At 70.9% G+C, this 20625-nt stretch carries 18 protein-coding genes; 13 read left to right on the top strand and 5 right to left on the bottom strand.

Annotated elements, in window-relative coordinates; all coding sequences use genetic code 11:
• Positions 1 to 52 precede the first annotated feature (52 nt).
• Positions 53 to 1552, bottom strand: coding sequence for a 30S ribosomal protein S1 (rpsA, locus tag ACIRSS_RS42350; protein ID WP_364451091.1), 1500 nt, complete (start codon positions 1550 to 1552; stop codon positions 53 to 55).
• A 291-nt stretch (positions 1553 to 1843) separates the two neighbouring features.
• Between rpsA and ACIRSS_RS42345 the strand changes: the two genes are divergently transcribed.
• The 6 genes from ACIRSS_RS42345 (at position 1844) to ACIRSS_RS42320 (ending at position 7859) form a co-directional block, all read left to right on the top strand.
• Positions 1844 to 2695 carry a class I SAM-dependent methyltransferase gene (locus ACIRSS_RS42345; RefSeq protein ID WP_400905630.1) on the top strand — a complete coding sequence of 284 codons (852 nt, stop codon included), beginning with the start codon at positions 1844 to 1846 and terminating at the stop codon, positions 2693 to 2695.
• Positions 2692 to 3603 (top strand): GNAT family N-acetyltransferase, encoded by a 912-nt coding sequence (locus tag ACIRSS_RS42340; RefSeq protein WP_400905627.1) that lies wholly within the window; start codon positions 2692 to 2694, stop codon positions 3601 to 3603. The genes ACIRSS_RS42345 and ACIRSS_RS42340 overlap by 4 nt, the downstream gene beginning before the upstream one ends.
• A gap of 20 nt (positions 3604 to 3623) precedes the next feature.
• Positions 3624 to 4544, top strand: coding sequence for a GNAT family N-acetyltransferase (locus ACIRSS_RS42335; protein WP_400905624.1), 921 nt, complete (start codon positions 3624 to 3626; stop codon positions 4542 to 4544).
• Positions 4545 to 4708: 164 nt separating this feature from the next.
• Positions 4709 to 5398, top strand: coding sequence for an ABC transporter ATP-binding protein (locus ACIRSS_RS42330; protein ID WP_400905621.1), 690 nt, complete (start codon positions 4709 to 4711; stop codon positions 5396 to 5398).
• The gene (locus ACIRSS_RS42325; protein WP_400905618.1) at positions 5395 to 7290 is read left to right on the top strand and encodes a YhgE/Pip family protein; all 1896 of its coding nucleotides are present in this window, start codon (positions 5395 to 5397) and stop codon (positions 7288 to 7290) included. The genes ACIRSS_RS42330 and ACIRSS_RS42325 overlap by 4 nt, the downstream gene beginning before the upstream one ends.
• Positions 7287 to 7859 carry a TetR/AcrR family transcriptional regulator gene (locus tag ACIRSS_RS42320; RefSeq protein WP_400905615.1) on the top strand — a complete coding sequence of 191 codons (573 nt, stop codon included), beginning with the start codon at positions 7287 to 7289 and terminating at the stop codon, positions 7857 to 7859. Before ACIRSS_RS42325 ends, ACIRSS_RS42320 begins: the two co-directional genes overlap by 4 nt.
• Here the strand turns inward: ACIRSS_RS42320 and ACIRSS_RS42315 are convergent.
• The 3 genes from ACIRSS_RS42315 to polA all read right to left on the bottom strand — a co-directional run bounded on the left by ACIRSS_RS42315 (position 7856) and on the right by polA (position 12998).
• Positions 7856 to 9466: a trypsin-like peptidase domain-containing protein gene (locus ACIRSS_RS42315; protein ID WP_400905612.1), complete on the bottom strand. Its 1611-nt coding sequence runs from the start codon at positions 9464 to 9466 to the stop codon at positions 7856 to 7858. The two genes, ACIRSS_RS42320 and ACIRSS_RS42315, sit on opposite strands and share 4 nt — an antisense overlap.
• A gap of 159 nt (positions 9467 to 9625) precedes the next feature.
• Entirely contained in the window at positions 9626 to 10159 is a 534-nt protein-coding gene (locus ACIRSS_RS42310) for an EF-hand domain-containing protein (protein ID WP_400905610.1), read from the bottom strand.
• 97 nt (positions 10160 to 10256) lie between these two features.
• Positions 10257 to 12998 carry a DNA polymerase I gene (gene polA / locus ACIRSS_RS42305; RefSeq protein ID WP_400905607.1) on the bottom strand — a complete coding sequence of 914 codons (2742 nt, stop codon included), beginning with the start codon at positions 12996 to 12998 and terminating at the stop codon, positions 10257 to 10259.
• 62 nt (positions 12999 to 13060) lie between these two features.
• On the opposite strand from polA, the gene ACIRSS_RS42300 reads away from it, so the two are divergent.
• Together ACIRSS_RS42300 and ACIRSS_RS42295 are read left to right on the top strand one after the other, a co-directional pair.
• The gene (locus ACIRSS_RS42300; RefSeq protein WP_086678973.1) at positions 13061 to 13501 is read left to right on the top strand and encodes a hotdog fold thioesterase; all 441 of its coding nucleotides are present in this window, start codon (positions 13061 to 13063) and stop codon (positions 13499 to 13501) included.
• A gap of 4 nt (positions 13502 to 13505) precedes the next feature.
• Positions 13506 to 14477 (top strand): LysR family transcriptional regulator, encoded by a 972-nt coding sequence (locus tag ACIRSS_RS42295; protein ID WP_400905604.1) that lies wholly within the window; start codon positions 13506 to 13508, stop codon positions 14475 to 14477.
• On the opposite strand, the gene ACIRSS_RS42290 is transcribed toward ACIRSS_RS42295, so the two are convergent.
• Positions 14443 to 15207 (bottom strand): alpha/beta hydrolase family protein, encoded by a 765-nt coding sequence (locus tag ACIRSS_RS42290; RefSeq protein WP_400905601.1) that lies wholly within the window; start codon positions 15205 to 15207, stop codon positions 14443 to 14445. The two genes, ACIRSS_RS42295 and ACIRSS_RS42290, sit on opposite strands and share 35 nt — an antisense overlap.
• Positions 15208 to 15756: 549 nt before the next feature.
• Between ACIRSS_RS42290 and ACIRSS_RS42285 the strand changes: the two genes are divergently transcribed.
• From ACIRSS_RS42285 to ACIRSS_RS42265, 5 genes are all read left to right on the top strand, one after another.
• The gene (locus tag ACIRSS_RS42285) at positions 15757 to 16914 is read left to right on the top strand and encodes a branched-chain amino acid ABC transporter substrate-binding protein (protein WP_400905600.1); all 1158 of its coding nucleotides are present in this window, start codon (positions 15757 to 15759) and stop codon (positions 16912 to 16914) included.
• Between the two features lie 111 nt (positions 16915 to 17025).
• Positions 17026 to 17988 (top strand): branched-chain amino acid ABC transporter permease, encoded by a 963-nt coding sequence (locus ACIRSS_RS42280; RefSeq protein ID WP_400905598.1) that lies wholly within the window; start codon positions 17026 to 17028, stop codon positions 17986 to 17988.
• The gene (locus tag ACIRSS_RS42275) at positions 17985 to 19112 is read left to right on the top strand and encodes a branched-chain amino acid ABC transporter permease (RefSeq protein WP_400905595.1); all 1128 of its coding nucleotides are present in this window, start codon (positions 17985 to 17987) and stop codon (positions 19110 to 19112) included. The genes ACIRSS_RS42280 and ACIRSS_RS42275 overlap by 4 nt, the downstream gene beginning before the upstream one ends.
• Positions 19109 to 19882: an ABC transporter ATP-binding protein gene (locus ACIRSS_RS42270; RefSeq protein WP_400905593.1), complete on the top strand. Its 774-nt coding sequence runs from the start codon at positions 19109 to 19111 to the stop codon at positions 19880 to 19882. The genes ACIRSS_RS42275 and ACIRSS_RS42270 overlap by 4 nt, the downstream gene beginning before the upstream one ends.
• Positions 19872 to 20585 (top strand): ABC transporter ATP-binding protein, encoded by a 714-nt coding sequence (locus ACIRSS_RS42265; protein WP_400905590.1) that lies wholly within the window; start codon positions 19872 to 19874, stop codon positions 20583 to 20585. The genes ACIRSS_RS42270 and ACIRSS_RS42265 overlap by 11 nt, the downstream gene beginning before the upstream one ends.
• The last annotated feature ends 40 nt before the right edge of the window (positions 20586 to 20625 follow it).

The raw sequence follows: 20625 nt of genomic DNA, 5'->3' as shown, positions 1-20625 counted from the left end.
CCGGTCCGAAGTGGACCGGGGGTTCGCCGTCAGAAGATCTGAGCGCTACTGCTCACGCACCGCCGGAGAGCTTCTCGCGGAGCGCCGCGAGCTGCTCGTCGGAGGCGAGGGTGCCGCCGCTGCTCTTCGTGTCGGTCGAGGTCGAGCCCGAGGTGTAGCTCTCCGAGCCACCCTCGACACCGGTCGCCGCGTCGGCCGCGGCCTCCGCGTCGGCCTCGACGGCCTTCTGGACCTGCTTCATGTGGGCCTCGTAACGGGTGTGCGCCTCGGCGTACTGGCGCTCCCACTCCTCACGCTGCTTGTCGAAGCCTTCCTGCCACTCCTGGGTGTCCGGGTCGAAGCCTTCGGGGTAGATGTAGTTGCCCTCGGCGTCGTACTCGGCGGCCATGCCGTACTGGGTCGGGTCGAACTCGGTGTCCGGCGTGACACCCTCGTTCGCCTGCTTCAGCGACAGCGAGATGCGACGGCGCTCGAGGTCGATGTCGATGACCTTGACCATGACGTCGCCGTTGACCTGGACGACCTGCTCCGGGATCTCCACGTGGCGCTCGGCCAGCTCGGAGATGTGGACCAGACCCTCGATGCCCTCTTCGACGCGGACGAACGCACCGAACGGAACCAGCTTGGTGACCTTGCCCGGCACGATCTGGCCGATCGCGTGGGTGCGGGCGAACTGGCGCCACGGGTCTTCCTGCGTCGCCTTCAGCGACAGCGAGACGCGCTCGCGGTCCATGTCGACGTCCAGGACCTCGACCGTGACCTCCTGGCCGACCTCGACGACCTCGGACGGGTGGTCGATGTGCTTCCAGGACAGCTCGGAGACGTGCACCAAGCCGTCGACGCCACCCAGGTCCACGAAGGCACCGAAGTTGACGATGGACGACACGACGCCCTTGCGGACCTGGCCCTTGGCGAGCGCGTTGAGGAACTCGCTGCGCACCTCGGACTGGGTCTGCTCCAGGTAGGCGCGGCGGGACAGGACCACGTTGTTGCGGTTCTTGTCCAGCTCGATGATCTTCGCCTCGAGCTCGCGGCCGACGTACGGCTGCAGGTCGCGCACGCGGCGCATCTCGACCAGGGACGCGGGAAGGAAGCCGCGCAGGCCGATGTCCAGGATGAGGCCGCCCTTGACGACCTCGATGACGGTGCCCTTGACGGGCTCGTCCTTCTCCTTGAGCTCCTCGATCGTGCCCCAGGCGCGCTCGTACTGCGCGCGCTTCTTGGACAGGATCAGACGGCCTTCCTTGTCCTCCTTCTGGAGAACGAGGGCTTCGACCTCATCGCCGACGGTGACAACCTCAGCCGGGTCGACATCGTGCTTGATGGAGAGCTCACGCGAGGGGATGACACCCTCGGTCTTGTAGCCGATGTCGAGCAGGACCTCGTCGCGGTCGACCTTGACGATCGTGCCTTCGACGATGTCGCCATCGTTGAAGTACTTGATCGTCTTGTCGATCGCCGCGAGGAAGTCTTCCTCCGACCCGATGTCGTTGATGGCGACCTGCTGGGGCCCGGTGGGGGCGGTCGGGGCGGTGGCGGTGTCGGTGGTCATTAGGCGGGTTGCTCCGGTGGATGGGAATCGAGGGTTGGCAGTTGTCGGCGCGATGGGCTACTGCGACATGCGATGACCCTGCGAGCAAACGTCCACCAGTGAACGACCGCGGCATGACCCGCATAACGGTGCGCGACCCGAGCCCGACCAAGAAGCTGAGCGGAAGGCAGCGCGAACCCACTGCGCTAACACTTATCGTACGCGGCGGCCGCTAGGGGGCACAATCAGGGTCCCCCTCGATCGCTAAGGTCCTCGCGGAAGCAAACACGCACCGGACCGGAGACCACCATCATGCCACCGGAGGAGCCGCCCGCGCCGGGGCGCCACGACGCGGCCGAGCACCGGCTGGGCACCGCGGCCGTCGCCTACCGCGAGGTCGGGGGCGCCGAAGCCGCCGCCGCGAACCTCGCCTGGTGGGACGCCGACGCCGACGACTACCAGGCCGAGCACGGCGGGTTCCTCGGCGACGCCGACTTCGTCTGGTGCCCGGAGGGCGTGCGGGAGGCGGACGCGCGGCTGCTCGGCGACGTCCGCGGCAAGCGCGTGCTGGAGATCGGGTGCGGGCAGGCCGCCTGCGCGCGCTGGCTGACGGCGCAAGGCGCGCGGGCCGTCGCGACCGACCTCTCCGCCGGCATGCTGCGCCACGCCCGCGACGGCAACGCCCGCACCGGGCTCGACGTCCCGCTGGTGCAGGCCAACGCCGAGTACCTGCCGCTGGCGTCCGGCAGCTTCGACGCGGCCTGCTCGGCGTTCGGCGCGATCCCGTTCGTGGCCTCGGTGGACGCCGTCTTCGCCGAGGTGCACCGGGTGCTGCGGCCGGGCGCGCCGTGGGTGTTCTCGGTGACTCACCCGATGCGGTGGATCTTCCCGGACGACCCGGGCCCGCAGGGGCTCACCGTCACCCAGCCGTACTTCGACCGCACGCCGTACGTCGAGGTCGACGACGAGGGCACCGCCACCTACGTCGAGTACCACCACACCCTCGGCGACTACGTGCGAGCGCTGGCCGCGGCCGGGTTCACCCTGACCGACCTGGTCGAGCCCGAGTGGCCGGCGGGGCACACGCGGGTCTGGGGCCAGTGGAGCCCACTGCGCGGCCGGCTCTTCCCGGGCACCGCGATCTTCCGCACGCGCCGCTCGTGAACCCCCTCGAAGCCGAGCAGAACGCGCGGTTCGCCGCGCTCGACCCGCTCCTCCCGCCGATCGCGGCCCCGCCCGCGGCGAGCGAGCCGCTGGTGGTGGCGACCGGCGGGCTCCGCGCGGGCGCGCTGCTGACGCACGTCGTGCACGCGCCGGGATCGTGGCCTGCGCTCTGGGGCCCGCTGGAGATCTGGGACCTGACGGCGGTACCGGGTGACAGCGGTGCGGCGGGCCTGGCCGCGCTGCTCGGCGCGTGGCGCGACCGGCTGCGCGGGACGCGCCCGGAGCCGGACTCGGGCTGCTCGCTGGCCTGGCCGAGCCGCGACGCCGAGGCGTCCGCCGTCCTGCTGGCCCACGGCTTCGCGCCGATGACGCACCTGGCGGTGCGGAAACCCGGGCCGCCCGAAGTGGCCGGACCCGCGCGGGTGAGCGTGCGCCGCGCCGGCGAGGGCGACGTCGAAGCCCTCACCGACCTGCGGCTGGCGGAGTGGCGCTACACGTCGCTTGTCGGCACCGCGGAGCACCGGCCGGGCGCGCGGGCGCTGCTGCGCGCGGAGGTCGTCCGTTCGCTGCGGTTCAGCGGGCTGGTCTGGCTCGCCGAGGACGACGGCGTGCCGGTCGGCATGGCCGCGTGCGCGCTGGCTTCGCCCACTCCGGGCGACAGCATCCACGGGCGGCTGCGGCCCGGAAGCTGGGGCTACGTCGACACGCTGTCGGTCGCGCCCGAGGCGCGCGGCGGCGGCGTGGGCCGGGCGCTGATGGCGGTGGCCCATCGCGAGCTGCTGCGGCCGGACGCGCGCGGTACGTTCCTCTTCTACCACCCGGCGAACCCGCTCTCGCCGGTGTTCTGGCACCGGCAGGGCTATCGTCCACTGTGGACGATGTGGATCCGGCGACCCGCCTGGTCCTGACCGACGCACCAGGGGGCCCGATGGACATCGCCGAGCCGCTGCTCGCCGCCCACCGCGCGCGCTTCGCGGCGGTCGACGCGCTGCTGCCGCCCGCCGCGCCGCCGGCCGAGGGGCGGCGCCTGGACGCGGCGACCGCGGACGGCACCCGGGTCGCCGGCGTCCTCCAGCGGCACCGGCTGGACCACGCCGACGTCCCGATGCTGTGGTCGGCGGCCGACACGTGGCAGCTGTTCCCGTACTTCGGCGACACCGGCACCGAGGGCGTGAGCCTGCTGCTGCGCCGGCTGCGGGACGTGGTGGCGGAGGAGGCGGTCGGCGACGACTCCTCGTGCGTCGTCGTCTGGCCCAGCCGCGACGCCGAGGCGATCCGCGCGTTCCTCGACCACGGCCTGGTGCCGCTGGGCGCGCTGGGCGTGCGGACCGCGCCCCCGCCCGAGGTCCCGCCTTCGGTGGCCGTCCGCCGGGCCGGGCCGGACGACTTCCCCGCGGCGCTGGAGCTGGCGGCCGCGACGTTCGACTACACCGGCCTGGTCGCGGCGGCCCGCCGGGCGAACACGGCGGACCTGCTCGCCCCCGCGCTGCGGGACGCGCTGGCCGAGGACGAGCCGCCGGTGTGGCTGGTGGAAGCGGACGGCGAAATCCAGGCCGTCGCGCACTGCGCGTGGGTCGACGCGACCGACGGCAACGAAGCCGGCGAGCTGCTCGCGGCCGGGCGGTGGGGGTACGTGAACAACGTCGTGACCGCCCCGGGACGACGGGGCGGCGGGCTCGGGCGGGCGTTGATGGCCCGGGTGCACCAGGAGCTGCACCGCGGCGGGGCGACCCGGAGCTACCTCTACTACAACCCGACGAACCCGCTGTCGTCGGTGTTCTGGCACCGGCAGGGTTACCGTCCACTGTGGACGACCTGGGAGGTGCGCCCGGCCTCGGCGCTCCGGTGAGCGGGCTCTCACCCGCCCGGGGCCGCCGGGCGGCGCCGGGGTCGCCGGGCTGCAAGAGTCGTGCGTCACCCACGGGTGTGACGTGCGTCCGGTGATCTTGCCGCCCGCCCCGGCGGGGACTAGCTTTTGAACTGACCGGTCAGTTCAAAACGCTGGAGTCCCCCGTGCAGGTCCGAGCCGATCGCGTGTCCCTCGAAGGGCACCACGGCACCTTGTTACCGCCCACCTCGCTGACCGTCGGCGAGGGCGACCTGGCGATCGTGCACGGCGAGCCCGGCGTCGGCGTCACCGCGTTCGGCCTCGCGCTGGCCGGGCGGCTGAAGCCGACCACCGGCACCGTGCACGCCGAAGGCGCCGACGGCGGCCTGCCCGAGCTGGTCGCCGTCGTCGACGCCCCCGGCGTCAGCGAGCCCGACGAAGCCCTCGCCCTGCGCGTGGTCGCCGGCGAGGAACTCGCGCTGGCCCACCGCCCGGCCGGCAAGGAGGACGTCGCCGCCTGGCTCGCCGCGCACGACGCCGCGCCCTTCGCCGGCACGCGGTTCGAGAACCTCACCCCGGCCCTGCGCACCCGGCTGCTCACCGAGCTGGCCGCCGAGCGCAAGGGCGTGCGCGTGCTCGTCCTCGACACGCCCGACCGGCACACCAGCGACGTCGGCAGCTGGGCGGACCTCGCCCGCGAGCAGGCCGAGCGCGGGCTGGCCGTCGTCGTCCTGACCGCGACGACGCCGTTGTCCGCGCTGCCGTTCCCGCCCGCGCGCCTCGGCGCGGCCGAGCAGCCCGAGCCGCAGCACCACTCCCCCGAACCCACCCCCACCGAAGAGCTCCCCGCGAGCACTGACGAGGTCACCGAATGAACGCCTTCCGGATCGCGCGCAACGAGCTGCGCCGCCTCTCCACCGGCACGATGCCGAAGCTCGCGCTGGTCGCGCTCGTGCTGGTGCCTCTGCTCTACGCGTCCTTCTACCTCTACGCGAACTACGACCCCTACGGCCGCCTCGACAAGCTGCCCGCCGCCGTCTTCACCAGCGACACCGGCGCGAAGGACGCGGGCGGCCAGCAGCGCAACGTCGGCCGCGAGGTGACCGACGAGCTGGTCAAGTCCGGCACGTTCCAGTGGCACGAGGTGTCCGAGCAGGAGGCGCGCGACGGCGTCCGCGACGACAAGTACTCCTTCGCCATCGGCATCCCGAGCGGCTTCTCCGCCGCGCTGCTGTCGGTCGGCAACTTCCAGCCGCAGCAGGCGACGATCACGCTGACCACCAACGACGCCAACAACTACCTGTCGGGCACCATCGCCAAGCAGGTCGCCGAGCAGGTCCGCAAGACGATCGCGGAGAAGGTCGGCAGCGAGGCCGCGGACCGGTTCCTGGTCGGCTTCTCGACGATCTACGCCAAGATCCAGGAGGCCTCGACCGGCGCGTCGCAGCTCGCCGACGGCGCCACGCAGCTGAAGACCGGCCAGCAGAAGCTCGCCGACGGCGCGGCCAAGCTCGCGGACGGCTCGTCGACGCTCGCGACCGGGCTAGGCACGCTCAAGAGCAGCACCGCTTCCCTGCCTTCGCAGACACAGCAGCTCGCCAGCGGCGCGTCGCAGGTGGCCGCCGGGGACCAGAAGGTCGCCGACGCGGCGTCGCTGGCCGCGACGGCGTCGTCCGACATCCAGGGCAAGCTCGACTCCTACCGCGCCCAGCTCCAGACCGACCTGCGCAACGCGGGCGTGCCGGAGAGCGAAGTCCAGGCGATCCTCGCGAAGGCCGACCAGCTGCGCTCGCCGGTCGACCAGGCGAACAGCAAGATCCAGCAGGCCGACGGCGACCTCGCGAAGCTGGCCGACGGCGCCCGGCAGGTGTCCGACGGCGCGGCCAAGCTCGCCGCCGCGTCGCCGCAGCTGACCAGCGGCATCGCGCAGGCGTCCGACGGCGCGAACCAGCTGCGTGACGGCGCTTCGCAGCTCAGCGACGGCGAAAAGACGGCCGTCACCGGCACGAACCAGCTGGCGGACGGCGCGGTGAAGCTGCGCGACGGGCTGGCCGCCGGGCTCCAGCAGATCCCGAACCCGGACGACCCGACCCGCAACGCGACGGCCAACACGATCGCCGACCCGGTGGCGGTGAACGCCAACGGCGAGGCGTCGGCGGGGACGTACGGCGCCGGCCTGGCACCGTTCTTCATCTCGCTGGCCACGTGGATCGGCGCGTTCGTGCTGTTCCTGCTGCTGCGGCCGCTCTCGACGCGGGCGCTGACCGCGGGCGCGGCGCCGTTCCGGGTCGCCGTCGGCGGCTGGCTGTCCTCGGCGCTGCTGGGCATCGCGCAGGTGATCGTCCTGTTCGGCGCGGTGACGTGGCTGGTCGGCATCCACATCGCGCACCCGCTGGGCGCGATCGGGTTCGCCGTGCTGGTGTCGCTGACGTTCACGTCGGTGGTGCACGCGCTCAACGCGTTCTTCGGCGCGGTCGGCAAGTTCCTCGGGCTGGTGCTGCTGGTGCTGCAGCTGGTCAGCGCGGGCGGCACGTTCCCGTGGCAGACGATCCCGGACGCGCTCTACCCGCTGCACGTGGTGCTGCCGATGGGCTACGCGATCGACGGCTTCCGCCACCTGTTCTACAGCGGGGCCACCGTGCAGATCCTCGGTGACATCGGGGTGCTGCTGGCGTACCTGGTGGGCGGGATCCTGGTGTCGACGCTGGCGGCGCGCAAACGTCGCGTTTGGACGGTGTCCGCGCTCAAGCCCGAGCTGAGCCTGTGAGCGGCGGGACGAAGCAGAAGCTCTTCGAGGCCACGTTGCGGCTCTCGAAGAGCCGGGGCCTGGTGGGGCTGACGGTCGACGACATCGCGGCCGAGGCCGGCGTCGCGAAGGGCACGGTCTACTACAACTTCGGCTCGAAGGACGGCCTGGTCGACGGGCTCCTGCGGTACGGGGTGGACATGCTCGCCGAGCGGCTTCGTCTGGCGGTGTCCGACGCGGACCCGCTGGACGTGATCGAAGCGCAGGTCGACACGACGCTGGAGTTCATCGCGGCCTACCCGGGGTTTTCGCAGATCCTGGTGAGCGAGCTGTGGCGGACGCCGGGACAGTGGCACGACACGCTTTCCCTGCTGCGCGAGGAGATCATCTCGATCGTGAAGCAGCAGCTGTCGCGGTTGGACTCGGCCGGGCGGCTGCCGGAGGGGGTCGAGATCCCGACGGCGGCGGCGGGCTTGTTCGGGACGATGCTCGTGGTGGCACTGGACTGGCAGGTGTTCGGGCCGCAGCGGACGCGGGCGGAGGTGCGGGACGCGGTGATGGTGCTGATCCGCGGCCTCGGCCGGCGTTAGCCGCGGTCTTCGAGGCGGGCCCGGACCGCCGCCGCGTACGTGTCGACCGCCGTGGCCGCCGCGGTCAGCTCGCAGGGGCCGTCGATCAGCAGCCTCTTCGCCGGGACGTACGCCTGCTCCAGCTCCGGGTCGCCGTCCAAGCCGTGCTCGCGGGCCAGCTCGTTGTCCGCCGCCAACCTTGCCCGCAGCTCCTCGCGACGAGCTACCAGCCCGTCGAGGACCGCTCGCTGGCGGCGGCCGTCCTCGACCGCCGGGGCGACCGCGTGCTCGTGGCCGTCGATGTGCTTCTCGACCCACTCCGCGTCGCCGTCCACCTCGGCCGATCGCAGCTGCTTCAACGCTCCGCGCAGCCGCTGCGCGCGGGCCGGCAGCATCGCGACGCCGGTGAACCGCGTCGCCACCCTCAGCTGGTACGCCTCGATCTCCGCGAGCTCCTCCACCGACTGCGTGAGCACGTCGAGCCGGCCCGCCAGGTCGTCCGGCGCCGGCCGGGCGCCGAGCGTGCCCGCGCGGATCGCCGCCACCCCGGGCGAGGACTCCTCCCGGAAGCCGAGCAGCAGGCGGATGCCGAGCTCGGCCGCGCGGCCGGCGAGCGGTGCCAGCACCTCGCCGACCAGCCGGTCGGGTTCGGCGGAGTCGTCGATCGCGTCCACGACGAGCGTGCGGCCCGCGACCCCGGTCGTGAGCCGGTCGGCGATGCGGTGGCGGACGGCGTCGGCCGTGCGGCCGGTCGCGTCCACGGCGAGGTCGACGCTGCCCGCCGGCGGCATCTGCCCGAGCGCCGGCGGCAGGCCGGCCACGCCGAGCGAGCGTTCGCGGTCGGCGAGGACGATCCCGAACCGCAGCGCGGCGGCGACGGGCGAGCCGGCCTCGCCGGTGTCGACGACCCAGACCGTGCCGGGCTCGGCCTTGGCGAACCAGTCCACGACGCTCTGCACGAACGAGACGTCGACGGCTTCGCCGACCGGGCGCGAAAAACTGGCGTCGACGGCCGGGCTGCCCGACGTCCAGATGCTCAGCTGCGGCAGGTGCCCGAGCATGGTCTCGACCGGGATCATCCACGTGCCGGTGTCCTTGCCGACGACGACGCCGACGACGTGCCCGGTCGCTTCGTCGATCACCGCCGTGCCGCCGAAGCCGGGGCCGAGCGGCTCGGCTTCGGCCGTGCGGAACAGCCGGACCCACTCGCCGCCGGGACCGCCCGGGTGCTCGGGGCCGCCGAGGCGGGCGTGCGTCCAGCGGCCGACCGAACCCGGCGGGAAACCGAAGGCGCGCACGAGCTGGTGCTCGCCGAGCGGCATGCGGTGCAGCGGCGCGCGGAAGACGCGGGACTCGGGGCGGTCGAGGCGCAGCACGGCGAGATCGCCGCGGCCGCCGCCGTCGGAGGGCACCCAGCAGCCTTCGACGACGGTCGCCGAGCCGGGCATCGCCTCGGCCAGGCCGACGAAGTCGACGCTCAGCGCGGACCGCGGTCCCCCGGCGGTTTCGACGACGTGCGCGCTCGTGAGGACGTGGTACTCGTCCAGCACCGTGCCCGCACCGCACACCCGGCCGAGTTCGTCGTGCAGCCGGACCCGCCAGCGTCGTCGCTCACGCTCGAACCCCATTCGGCGGACCCTACGCCGTGATCGCTCCCGGGTGGGCGCCGACCTCCCTACCCAGCGGTAATGGCTCACCCGAACGGAGTCCTCCGTTGGTAGGAACGCCGAACGGTGTTGTGTGCCGGTGAGTATTTTCGTCAGAGCCGTCGGAAAAACCCTGTGCTGCTAGACACGGCCGAACACCCAGCTGCCGGCCGCCGCGGGGTCGTCGCCGGCCCAGAACTCGTACCAGTGACCGGTGAACTCGTCGTGGGACAAGCGACCGTCGCCGTCGGTGTCCAACAACGCGAACACCTCGTCCGTCGGGACGCCGGTGCCGCTCCACGCCTCGATCATGCGCCGGTACTCGGCCGCCGAGATCGTGCCGTCACCGTTTTCGTCCACCGCCTCGAACATCGCCGCCGCCGTGCCGGTGACCGCACCCGGCATCTTCGGCAGTTCGTCGACGACGGCGAGGACCTCGTCGAGGGTGACCTTGCCGTCACGGTCGCGATCGGACGCGTCGCGCAGCGTCGCCCACCAGCCCATCATGATCGCGGCGAGCTTCTCGCCCTCGGGCGTGCCGACGTCGGTGCCGCGCACGGCGAGCCATCTCGCCGTGAGCGCGCGGAAGTCGGACTCGGTCAGGTAGCCGTCGGCGTCGGCGTCCATCGCGCCGAACACGCCGGAGATCTTGCGTCGCTGGAAGTCACTGGCCATGCACGCCAGCTTCGTCTCGGCGACCGGCAACCGACGACGGCCGCCCGAGTACACCAGCGCCACGACCCGGTGATTCGGGTCGTGGCGCAGCGTGACTTCAGTGGGCGGCTTCGTTCCAGGACCGCCCGTAGCCGACCGAGACCTCCAGCGGCACCGCCAGGTCGTAGGCCGACCCCATGCCGTCGCGCACCAGCTTCTCCAGCTGCTCGCGCTCGCCGTCGGCGACCTCGAGCACGAGCTCGTCGTGCACCTGCAGCAGGATCCGGCTCTTCAGCTTCGCCGCGACGAGCGCATTGTGGACGTTGAGCATCGCGACCTTGATGATGTCGGCCGCGCTGCCCTGGATCGGGGCGTTCAGCGCCATCCGCTCGGCCATCTCGCGGCGCTGGCGGTTGTCGCTGTTGAGGTCCGGCAGGTAGCGGCGCCGGCCGAAGATCGTCTCCGTGTAGCCGCTCTTCGCCGCTTCGCCGACCACCGAGTGGAGGTAGTCGCGCACGCCGCCGAAGCGGGCGAAGTACGCCTCCATCTGGGACTTGGCGTCTTCGGTGGAAATCCGCAGCTGCTGCGAAAGCCCGTACGCCGACAACCCGTACGCGAGCCCGTACGACATCGCCTTGACGCGGTAGCGCAGCTCCGGCGTGATCTCCTCCGGCGGCAGCGAGAACGCCCGCGACGCGACGAACGTGTGCAGGTCCTCGCCGGAGTGGAACGCCTCGATGAGGCCCTCGTCCTTCGACAGGTGCGCCATGATCCGCATTTCGATCTGGCTGTAGTCCGCGGTCATCAGCTCGGAGTAGCCCTCGCCGACGACGAACGCGTCGCGGATGCGGCGGCCTTCTTCGGTGCGGACCGGGATGTTCTGCAGGTTCGGCTCGGTCGACGACAGACGCCCGGTGGCCGCGATGGTCTGCAGCAGCGTCGTGTGGATCCGGCCGTCGTCGGCGACGGACTTGATCAGGCCCTCGACCGTGGTGCGCAGCTTCGTCGCGTCTCGGTGCTCCAGCATGTGCTGCAGGAACGGGTGCTCGGTCTTCTCGAACAGGCCCTGCAGCGCCTCGGCGTCGGTGGTGTAGCCGGTCTTGGTGCGCTTGGTCTTCGGCATGCCGAGCTCGTCGAACAGCACGACCTGCAGCTGCTTCGGCGAGCCGAGGTTGATCTGCTTGCCGATCACCTCGTACGCCGCTTCGGCGGCCTGCGTGACGCGCGAGAGGTAGTGCGCTTCGAGCGACGTCAGCTGCTCGAGGTCGACGGCCACCCCGGCGATCTCCAGCTCGGTGATGACCTCCAGCAGCGGCAGCTCCAGCTCGGCGAGCAGCCGCGCGCCGCCGATCTGCTCGAGCTCCTTGTCGAGCGCGCCGGCCAGCTCGAAGATCGCGCGGGCCTTGACCAGCTCCTCGTCGATCTCCTTCTGCTCCAGGCCTTCCGCGCCGCCGTCGAGCAGGGACAGCTGACCGTCGCCGCCGTCGGTCTCCGAGCGCAGCTCGCGGTGCAGGTAGCGCAGCGCGAGGTCGTCCAGCTCGAACGTGCGCTGCCCGGGCCGCACGAGGTACGCGGCGAGCGCGGTGTCCATGGCGAGCCCGGCGAGCGCCCAGCCGCGGGCGCGGATCGCGTGCAGCGCCACCTTGAGGTCGTGGCCGATCTTGCGGATCTTCGGGTCGGCGAACCACGCGGCGAGCGCGGCGTCGTCGGCCTGGTCCATCGCCGTCACGTCGACGTACGCGCCTTCGCCGTCGGCCGAGGCGAACGCGACCGCGCGCAGGTCGGACCGGACCGACGTGCCGACCGTGCGGAAGCTCAGCGCGACCGGCTCGCCCTCCCCCGCGTGTGCCTCGAGCCACGCCCCGAGCGCGCCGGGCGCGAGCGCGGACCCCGAGACCTCGAAGCCTTCGTCGGCCTCCGGCTCGGCGCTCTGCAGCGTCGCGAACAACCGGTCCCGCAGCACGCGGAACTCCAGCTCGTCGAACAGCGCGTGCACCGCTTCGCGGTCCCACGGGCGCAGCTCCAGCCCGGACGGCGCGATCTCCAGCTCGACGTCGCGGATCAGCTCGGTCAGCTGGCGGTTGAGCTGGACCGACGACAGGTGCGCGCGCAGCGCGTCGCCGACCTTGCCCTTGACCTCGTCGACGCGGTCGATGAGGTCGTCGAGCGAGCCGAACTGCTTGATCCACTTGGCCGCGGTCTTCTCGCCGACGCCGGGGATGCTCGGCAGGTTGTCCGAGGGGTCGCCGCGCAGCGCGGCGAAGTCCGGGTACTGCCGCGGGGTGAGCCCGTACTTCTCCTCGACGGCGTCCGGGGTGAACCGGGTCATCTCCGAGACGCCGCGCTTGGGGTACAGCACGGTGACGTGCTCGTTGACCAGCTGCAGCGCGTCGCGGTCGCCGGTGCAGATGAGGACGTCGAAGCCGTCGGCCGTCGCCTGCGTCGTGAGCGTGGCGATGATGTCGTCGGCCTCGAAGTTCTCCTTGACCAGCGACGGGATCCCGAGCACCTCGAGGACCTCCTTGACCAGGTCCACCTGGCCGCGGAACTCGTCCGGCGTCGTGCTGCGGTTCGCCTTGTACTCCGCGTACGTCTCCGAGCGGAACGTCTTGCGCGAGAGGTCGAACGCCACCGCCAGGTGGGTCGGCGCTTCGTCGCGCAGCAGGTTGATGAGCATCGAGGTGAAGCCGAAGACCGCGTTCGTGACCTGGCCGGTCTTCGTCTTGAAGTTCTCCGCGGGCAGGGCGAAGAAAGCGCGGTAGGCCATCGAATGGCCGTCGATCAGCAGCAGCTTCGGCCGCTCTGCGACAGAGGTGGTTCCTGTGGCGTTGGCAACGGTCGTCTTCTCACTCGGGCTCACGGGGCCGAGTCTAGGCTGAGGGTCCGACACTCTTACGTGTCGCATAGGAACAGGAGCTTTGCGTGACGGACAGCGCCGCCCCCATCGACGTGGAGCGGCTGTCGGGTATCGACCCGGCGGCGGCGGACCAGCAGCTGAACGACAAGGTCGGCATGAAGCTGCTGGAGGCGACGGCCGAACGCGTCGTCGGCACGATCCCGGTCGAAGGCAACCTCCAGCCGTACGGCCTGCTGCACGGCGGCGCCAACGCCGTGCTCGCCGAAGCGCTGGGCTCGACGGTCGCCGCGCTGAACGCCGGCCCGGGCCGCGCCGCGATGGGGCTGGAGCTGTCCTGCACGCACCACCGGGCCGTCCGCGCGGGCACGGTCACCGGCGTCGCGACGCCGCTGCACGTCGGCCGCGGCACCATCACCGCGGAGATCGTGCTGACCGACGACGAGGGCCGGCGGACCTGCACCGCCCGGCTCACCTGCGTCGTCCGGGACCGCCCGCCGGGCGCCTGAGGGCGTGGACCTCGACCTCGCCCAGGTCCGGGCGTTCGTCGTGACCGCGGAACACCGTCACTTCGGGCGGGCGGCCCAGGCGCTGTTCCTCACGCAGCAGGCGCTGTCGAAGCGGATCCGGAAGCTCGAGGACGCGCTCGCCACGCCGTTGTTCCTGCGCACCAACCGGTCGGTCGAGCTCACCGCCGACGGCGAGCGCTTCCTGCCGCACGCGCGTGAGCTGGTGCGGGTGGCCGACGCGGCGGTGGCCGCGATGGGCGCCGACGACCGCCCGCTGCGCCTCGACGTCGTCGACTACCGGCTCTCCCCCATCTTCCTGCTCCGCCGGCTCGCCGAGCGGGAGCCGGCGCTGCGGATCGACCGGGTCGCCGGCGGCGGGTTCGCCGGCGCCGTCGAGCCGCTGCTGTCCGGTGAGCTCGACCTCGCCATCGGCCGGGTCAGCGGCATCGGCCGGCCGCTGCCCGACGGGCTGGAACACCGGGTCGTCCGGCTCGAACCGCTGGTCGCGCTGCTCGCCCCGGAGCACCCGCTGGCCCAGCAGGACGTCCTGCGGCTCGACGACCTGCGCGCCGACGGGATCTGGCTGCCCGGCCTGCGCGGCCCGGCGGAATGGCTGTCCTACCTGCGGGAGCTGTGCGAGCGGTTCGGCGTGCCGATCGACGACTCCGGCGTCAGCTTCGACCTGCGGCACACCCTGGAGCAGACGCGCTACGGCAAGCGGCGCGTCACCCTCGCCGGGGCGGACATGGAGCTCGCGCCGGACCTGAACCTCACGGTGCTGCCGTTCGAGCCGTCGCCGCTGTTCCCGTGGTCGCTGGTCTGGCGGCGCGGCAAGGCGAGCCCGGCGCTGCGGCGGCTGCTGGCGCTGGCCGGGCGCACCAGCCGTGAAGAGGACTGGTGCGCCTACGACCCCGGGCACGCCTGGCTGCCGGAGGACGACGTCAAGCTCGCAGCCGCCGCGCGAACCACGCGGTGAAGGCCGCGTCGACCGCCTTCGCTTCCGGGGTCCCCGGCGGGAACTCGTGCGCCATCCCGTCGACGGTCACCAGTTCGGTCCCCAGCTTCTCGCGCAGCGCTTCGGCCGGCTCGCGCACGGCGACGTCGTCGTCGGCCCCGGCGACCAGGAGCAGCGGTGCCGTCAGCTCGCCGGCGCGGCGCACGAAGTCGTAGTGGTCGGCGACGGCCCGGGACTTCGGCGTCCAGGGGTAGGTGATGTCGAAGAGCCGCTCGTTGCGGCCGATCACCGGCGCCAGCCGGGCGACCGGGCTGACCACCGCGGCGGCTTCGACGTCGGCGCGGGCGAGCAGTTCCAGCGCCACCAGCGAACCCGCCGAGCCACCGAACACGCCGAGCGGGCCGGTCGCGCCCGGCAGCCGGTCGCGCAGTTCGGCCAGCGCGGCGGGGAACTCCGCGACCGCCTGCTCGGTGACCGGCGCGAAGACGTTGAGCACCGCGTCCTCACTCGCCAGCCGGAACAGCTCCGCCGGACCGCCCTCGGGCAGCCGGGCCCCGGTGAGCGGCAGGCCGAAGTAGACCCGCCACGCCTGCAGCCCGGTCATCGGCACCGCTTCGGCGAAGGCCCGCTCGTTCGACGGCTCCTCCATCAGGTGCCAGCCCGCCAGCAGCGCCGCCGGCGCGGCCGGGTCCGCCGGTGCCAGCGCCACGAACGGCACGCCCGCCGCGACGCCCTCGATCGCTTCCCGCATCCTTCTCTCCCTGTCTCTCGGCTGCTTCCAGCGAACAGCCGGGGCGGGGTGCGGGTCCAACAGCCGTTCCGGCGGCCACGACAACCGTTGGTTGTGACGGCCGGTCGGGCCGGGCGGCCTTTCGGGCAGACCCGGACGGGGGGGCTGGTCCGATCGGCGGCGCGAACCGGACGTAAGGTGCATCCCTACGGCGGTGCCCGCTCCCGGCGACCCCCGCCAGGGTGAACAGCGGATCGGCGGGAAACCGGCCACGCACCGCCCGCCGAAATGGACGATGACATACCGCCGAAACACGGCTGTCACCCATTCGCATAACGAGCCCCGATACTTAGTATCGCTACGTGACCAGCGGCGGGCTGTAACGAAACGTCGTTCGGCTTTTCGTGCAATTCGTGTCGGTTGCGATCGTCACGATGTGGACACAGAGTAGTGAGGCCGCCTGTGCACATGACGGGCGAGAGGGATATCTTCCTGCCCTAACCTAGCCCCTGTGTCGGGGGCAACGCCTACCGGCGGCTGGTTGGTCATGGGAGGTAGTCGGTGTCAGGAGTGCGTTTTGGACGGGTTCTCGCCCTCGCAGCGGCGACGTCGCTGGCGCTGGCGGGCTGTGCCGGCGGCAGCAGCTCGTCGGGCAGCGGTGACAGCAGCACGCTGAAGATCGGGTTCATGGGCGACCTGACCGGGGAGAACTCCGGGATCGTGATCCCGCCCAACAACGGGGCGAAGCTCGCCATCGACGAGTACAACGCCACGAACCCCAAGGTGAAGCTCGAGCTGAAGAACTACGACAGCCAGGGCAAGCCGGAGCAGGCCACCTCACTGGTGCAGACCGCGATCGGCACGGACAAGATCACGGCCCTGATCGGCCCGGCGTTCTCCGGTGAGTCGAAGGCCGTCGGCGGTGTCCTCGAGCAGGGCAAGGTCCCGAGCGTGTCGCCGTCGGCGACCAACCCGGGTCTCGCCGCGAACGGCTGGAAGTACTGGCACCGCGTCGTCGCGAACGACAACGACCAGGGCCCGGCCATCGCGAACTTCCTCATCACGGCGAAGTCGCCGAAGAACGCGTACGTCATCTCGGACGACCAGGAGTACAGCGTCGGCCTGGCGGACGCCTTCGAGAAGACCTTCAAGGAGAAGGGCATCACGACCGAGCGCGACAAGTTCGCCAAGGACGCGTCGGACTACTCCTCGACCGTCTCGAAGGTCAAGGCCGCCAACCCGGACGTCATCACCTTCGGTGGCTACTACGCCCAGGCCGGCCGGCTGCTCAAGCAGCTCCGCGACGGTGGCGTGAAGGCCATCTTCGCCACCGGTGACGGCTCGCTCGACCCGCAGCTGGTCTCCGGTGCGGGTGCCGCGGCCGCCGAGAAGGCCGTGGTCGGCTGCCCGTGCAACATCCCGGACCCGGGTGCCCCCGGCAACGACTTCGCCGCGAAGTACAAGGCCAAGTTCAACGTCGACCCGGCGATCTACGCCACCGAGGGCTACGACGCCGCGACCGCCATCATCAACGCGGTCAAGGCCGGCAACACCACCGGTGAGAAGATCAACGACTTCCTGAAGACGGAAGACTTCAAGGGCGCGTCGAAGCAGATCAAGTTCAAGGACAACGGCGAGCCGCAGACCAACGCGATCTACGTCTACCAGGTCGTCGGCGGGGTCATCAAGAACCTCGGCGCGTCGACCGAGGCCAAGATCAACGGCTGACGGATTAGCGGAACACCTCACGGGAGCGGGGGCGCTGTGGACGGCCACAGCACCCCCGCTCCCCGCCAATGTGGCGACCATCCTCGCCCCGTCAGGTAAGGCAACTACGTCATGTTCCAAGATCTGCAGAGCCAGTTTCTGGGCAGCACCATCGGCGGCCTGGTAGCCGGCTCCATCTACGCCCTCATCGCCCTGGGCTACACGATGGTCTACGGCGTGCTGCGGCTGATCAACTTCGCCCACTCCGAAATCTTCATGATCGGGACGATGACGTCCCTGTTCATCCTCATCACCATCGCGCCCTCGGCGCCGTTCACGGTCTTTTCGATGATCGGGATCCTGCTGCTGCTGATCGTGGTTTCGGCCTTGGTCTCCGGCGGGTCCGCGATCGTCCTGGAGCAGGTCGCCTACCGGCCGCTGCGGAAGAAGGGCGCGACCCGGCTCGCCGCCCTCATCTCGGCCATCGGCGCGTCGCTGTTCCTGCAGGAGCTGTTCGCGCTCATCGTCATCCCGGACGTCTTCGGCAAGTCGGGCCGCGTGCAGCAGTCCGCGCCCCGCTTCGTGCCGCACGAGGAGCTGTTCCGGATCGGCAACGGCGTCGTGCGCACCGACCACGTCTTCGTGATCGTCGGCGCGGTCATCGTGATGGTCATCCTCGACCAGCTGGTGCGCCGGACCCGGATCGGCCGCGGTATCCGCGCGACCGCCCAGGACCCCGAGGCCGCCGTGCTGATGGGCGTGAGCATCGACCGCATCGTCCGCATCACGTTCCTGCTCGGCGGGGCCATGGCGGGTGTCGCGGCCGCGCTGTTCGTCATGGAATACGAGAACACCGATTACCGCATCGGATTCCTGCTCGGCATCAAGGCGTTCACCGCCGCGGTGCTCGGCGGTATCGGCAACCTGCGGGGCGCCCTGCTCGGCGGAATCGTGCTGGGTCTCGTCGAGAACTGGAGCTCCATCTTCCTCGGCTCGGCCTGGAAGGACGTCACGGCTTTCGTGATCCTGGTGCTCGTGCTCATGTTCCGGCCCACCGGCATTCTCGGTGAATCGCTGCAGCGGGCACGCGTATGAAAGGCGACGAAGTGGCACCCGAAAACGAATCCCCGGCCCGCCGGGGCTTCCACCCCGTCGACGGCATGCGGGACTGGTGGGCCGGCGCTCCGCAGTGGCAGCGCTACGGCGTCTACATCCTGCTGATCGTCTTCGCGTTGATCCTGCCCGCTCCGTGGATCGGCGCGTTCATGTCGCCGGACTCGGACTGGACGACGGTCCTGATCTTCCCGATCGGGACGTACATCCTGCTGGCCGTCGGCCTCAACATCGTGGTCGGCCACGCCGGCATGCTGGACCTCGGGTACGTGGCGTTCTTCGCGATCGGCGCCTACACCTGGGCCGCGATCGGCACGAAGTACGGCTGGTCGTTCTGGCCGACGGTGGTGCTCGGCATCTTCCTGGCCTCGGTGTCGGGCGTCATCCTGGGCGCACCGACACTACGGCTACGCGGTGACTACCTCGCCATCGTGACCCTGGGCTTCGGGGAGATCGTCCGGATCACCGCGAACAACACCGACGCCATCGGCGGCGCGCGCGGCATCACCAACGTCCCGCACCCGGAGCCGATCTTCGGGGTCGAGTTCTTCCTCGACCCGGCGCCGTACTACTACCTGATGCTGTTCGCGATCGTGCTCGTCGTCGTCTTTTCGATCCGGCTCAACAAGAGCCGCGTCGGACGGGCGTGGGCGGCGATCCGCGAGGACGAGGACGCGGCCGAGCTGATGGGCGTGCCGACGTTCAAGTTCAAGCTGCTCGCGTTCGCGATCGGCGCCATGATCGGTGGCTTCGCCGGCACGATCTACGCCAGCAAGGCCGTGTTCGTCGAGCCGAACAACTTCCCGTTCATCCTGTCCGCGACCATCCTGGCCGCGGTCGTGCTGGGCGGGGCCGGCAACCTGCCGGGCGTCATCCTCGGCGCGTTCGTCGTCGCGTGGCTGCCGGAGCGCTTCCGGAACTTCGCCGACTACCGCATCTTCGTCTTCGGCGCGGTCCTCGTGCTGATGATGGCGCTACGGCCGGAGGGCCTGCTGCCGTCCCGGCAGCGCAAGGCCGAACTACGGGAAGGAACCGGCGGCATGGGTGCCATGGGCGCCGAGGTGGCCGGGCCGGACTCCGACGCGTCGGCGGAGGTCGCCAAGTGAACACCTTGCTCGAGTTCGACAACGTGACGATGCGCTTCGGCGGCGTGACCGCCCTGCGCGAGGTCAACATCAGCATCAACGAGGGTGAGATCTTCGCCCTCATCGGCCCGAACGGCGCCGGCAAGACCACGGTGTTCAACGTGATCACCGGCGTCTACCAGCCGACCGAGGGCGAGGTCCGCTTCGACGGCGACCGCATCGACGGGATGAAGCGGTTCCGCGTCACCAAGCGCGGCGTCGCCCGGACGTTCCAGAACATCCGGCTGTTCCACAACATGACGGCGCTGGAGAACGTCATGGTGGGCGCGGACGCGCACCACAAGACGGGCGCGATCGGCGCGACGCTCGGCCTGCCGTGGCACCGCAAGGAGGAGAAGCGGGGCCGCGAGGTCGCCCGGGAGCTGCTCGACTTCGTCGGCATCGGCCGGGTGGAGCACAGCATCGCGAAGAACCTCTCCTACGGCGACCAGCGCCGGCTGGAGATCGCGCGGGCGCTGGCCACGGACCCGAAGCTGCTGCTGCTGGACGAGCCGGCCGCCGGTATGAACCCGGCGGAGAAGAACGCCCTGCAGGCGCTGATCCGCAAGATCCGGGACGACGGCCGCACGGTGCTGCTGATCGAGCACGACATGGGCCTGGTCATGCACATCAGCGACCGGCTGGCGGTGCTCGACTTCGGGCAGAAGATCGCAGAAGGGCTGCCGCAAGAGGTGCAGAACAACCAGAAGGTGATCGAGGCGTACCTGGGGGTGTCCGAAGATGCTTCTTGAGGTCGAGGACATCAACGTCCACTACGGCAAGATCGCGGCCCTCAAGGGCATGAGCATCCAGGTCGACGAGGGTGAGATCGTCTCCCTCATCGGCGCCAACGGCGCCGGCAAGACCACGACGCTCAAGACGATCTCGGGGCTGCGTCCGCTCACCAGCGGCCGGATCACGTTCAACGGCCAGGACATCTCGAAGACCCCGGGGCACAAGCGCGTGCTGCTCGGGATCGGCCAGTCGCCGGAAGGCCGGGGCGTGTTCCCCGGCATGACGGTGCAGGAGAACCTCCTGATGGGTGCCTACACCCGCAAGGACGAGCTCCAGGCCGACCTCGAGGAGGTCTACGAGCTGTTCCCCCGGCTCGCGGAGCGCAAGACCCAGTTCGGCGGCACCATGTCCGGCGGCGAGCAGCAGATGATCGCCATCGGCCGCGCGCTGATGACCAAGCCGAAGGTCCTGCTGCTCGACGAGCCGTCGATGGGCCTGGCGCCGATGCTGATCGCGCAGATCTTCGACATCATCCGCGAGATCAACAAGCGCGGCACGACGGTGCTGCTGGTGGAGCAGAACGCCCAGCAGGCGCTGAAGCTGTCGGACCGGGCGTACGTGCTCGAAACGGGCCGCGTGGTGCAGAGCGCCCGCGGAGCCGACCTGCTCAACGACCCGAAGGTCCGAGCCGCCTACCTCGGTGGCGATCTCGGCGTCTGAGCGTCTGTTTGCGGAAAGGGCCCGGTCTTTCGACCGGGCC

The organism is Amycolatopsis sp. NPDC101161 (assembly GCF_044768185.1).
In the GTDB taxonomy this organism is placed as follows: domain Bacteria; phylum Actinomycetota; class Actinomycetes; order Mycobacteriales; family Pseudonocardiaceae; genus Amycolatopsis.
This window is presented reverse-complemented; position numbering and strand designations above follow the sequence as displayed.

Excerpts from the sequence above, each read along its gene's own strand:
- rpsA (WP_364451091.1), bottom strand. The coding sequence starts at position 1,552 with ATGACCACCGACACCGCCACCGCCCCGACCGCCCCCACCGGGCCCCAG.
- ACIRSS_RS42275 (WP_400905595.1), top strand. The coding sequence starts at position 17,985 with ATGAAAGGCGACGAAGTGGCACCCGAAAACGAATCCCCGGCCCGCCGG.
- ACIRSS_RS42280 (WP_400905598.1), top strand. The coding sequence starts at position 17,026 with ATGTTCCAAGATCTGCAGAGCCAGTTTCTGGGCAGCACCATCGGCGGC.
- ACIRSS_RS42315 (WP_400905612.1), bottom strand. The coding sequence starts at position 9,466 with ATGGGGTTCGAGCGTGAGCGACGACGCTGGCGGGTCCGGCTGCACGAC.
- ACIRSS_RS42265 (WP_400905590.1), top strand. The coding sequence starts at position 19,872 with ATGCTTCTTGAGGTCGAGGACATCAACGTCCACTACGGCAAGATCGCG.
- ACIRSS_RS42335 (WP_400905624.1), top strand. The coding sequence starts at position 3,624 with ATGGACATCGCCGAGCCGCTGCTCGCCGCCCACCGCGCGCGCTTCGCG.
- ACIRSS_RS42345 (WP_400905630.1), top strand. The coding sequence starts at position 1,844 with ATGCCACCGGAGGAGCCGCCCGCGCCGGGGCGCCACGACGCGGCCGAG.
- ACIRSS_RS42310 (WP_400905610.1), bottom strand. The coding sequence starts at position 10,159 with ATGGCCAGTGACTTCCAGCGACGCAAGATCTCCGGCGTGTTCGGCGCG.
- ACIRSS_RS42325 (WP_400905618.1), top strand. The coding sequence starts at position 5,395 with ATGAACGCCTTCCGGATCGCGCGCAACGAGCTGCGCCGCCTCTCCACC.
- ACIRSS_RS42290 (WP_400905601.1), bottom strand. The coding sequence starts at position 15,207 with ATGCGGGAAGCGATCGAGGGCGTCGCGGCGGGCGTGCCGTTCGTGGCG.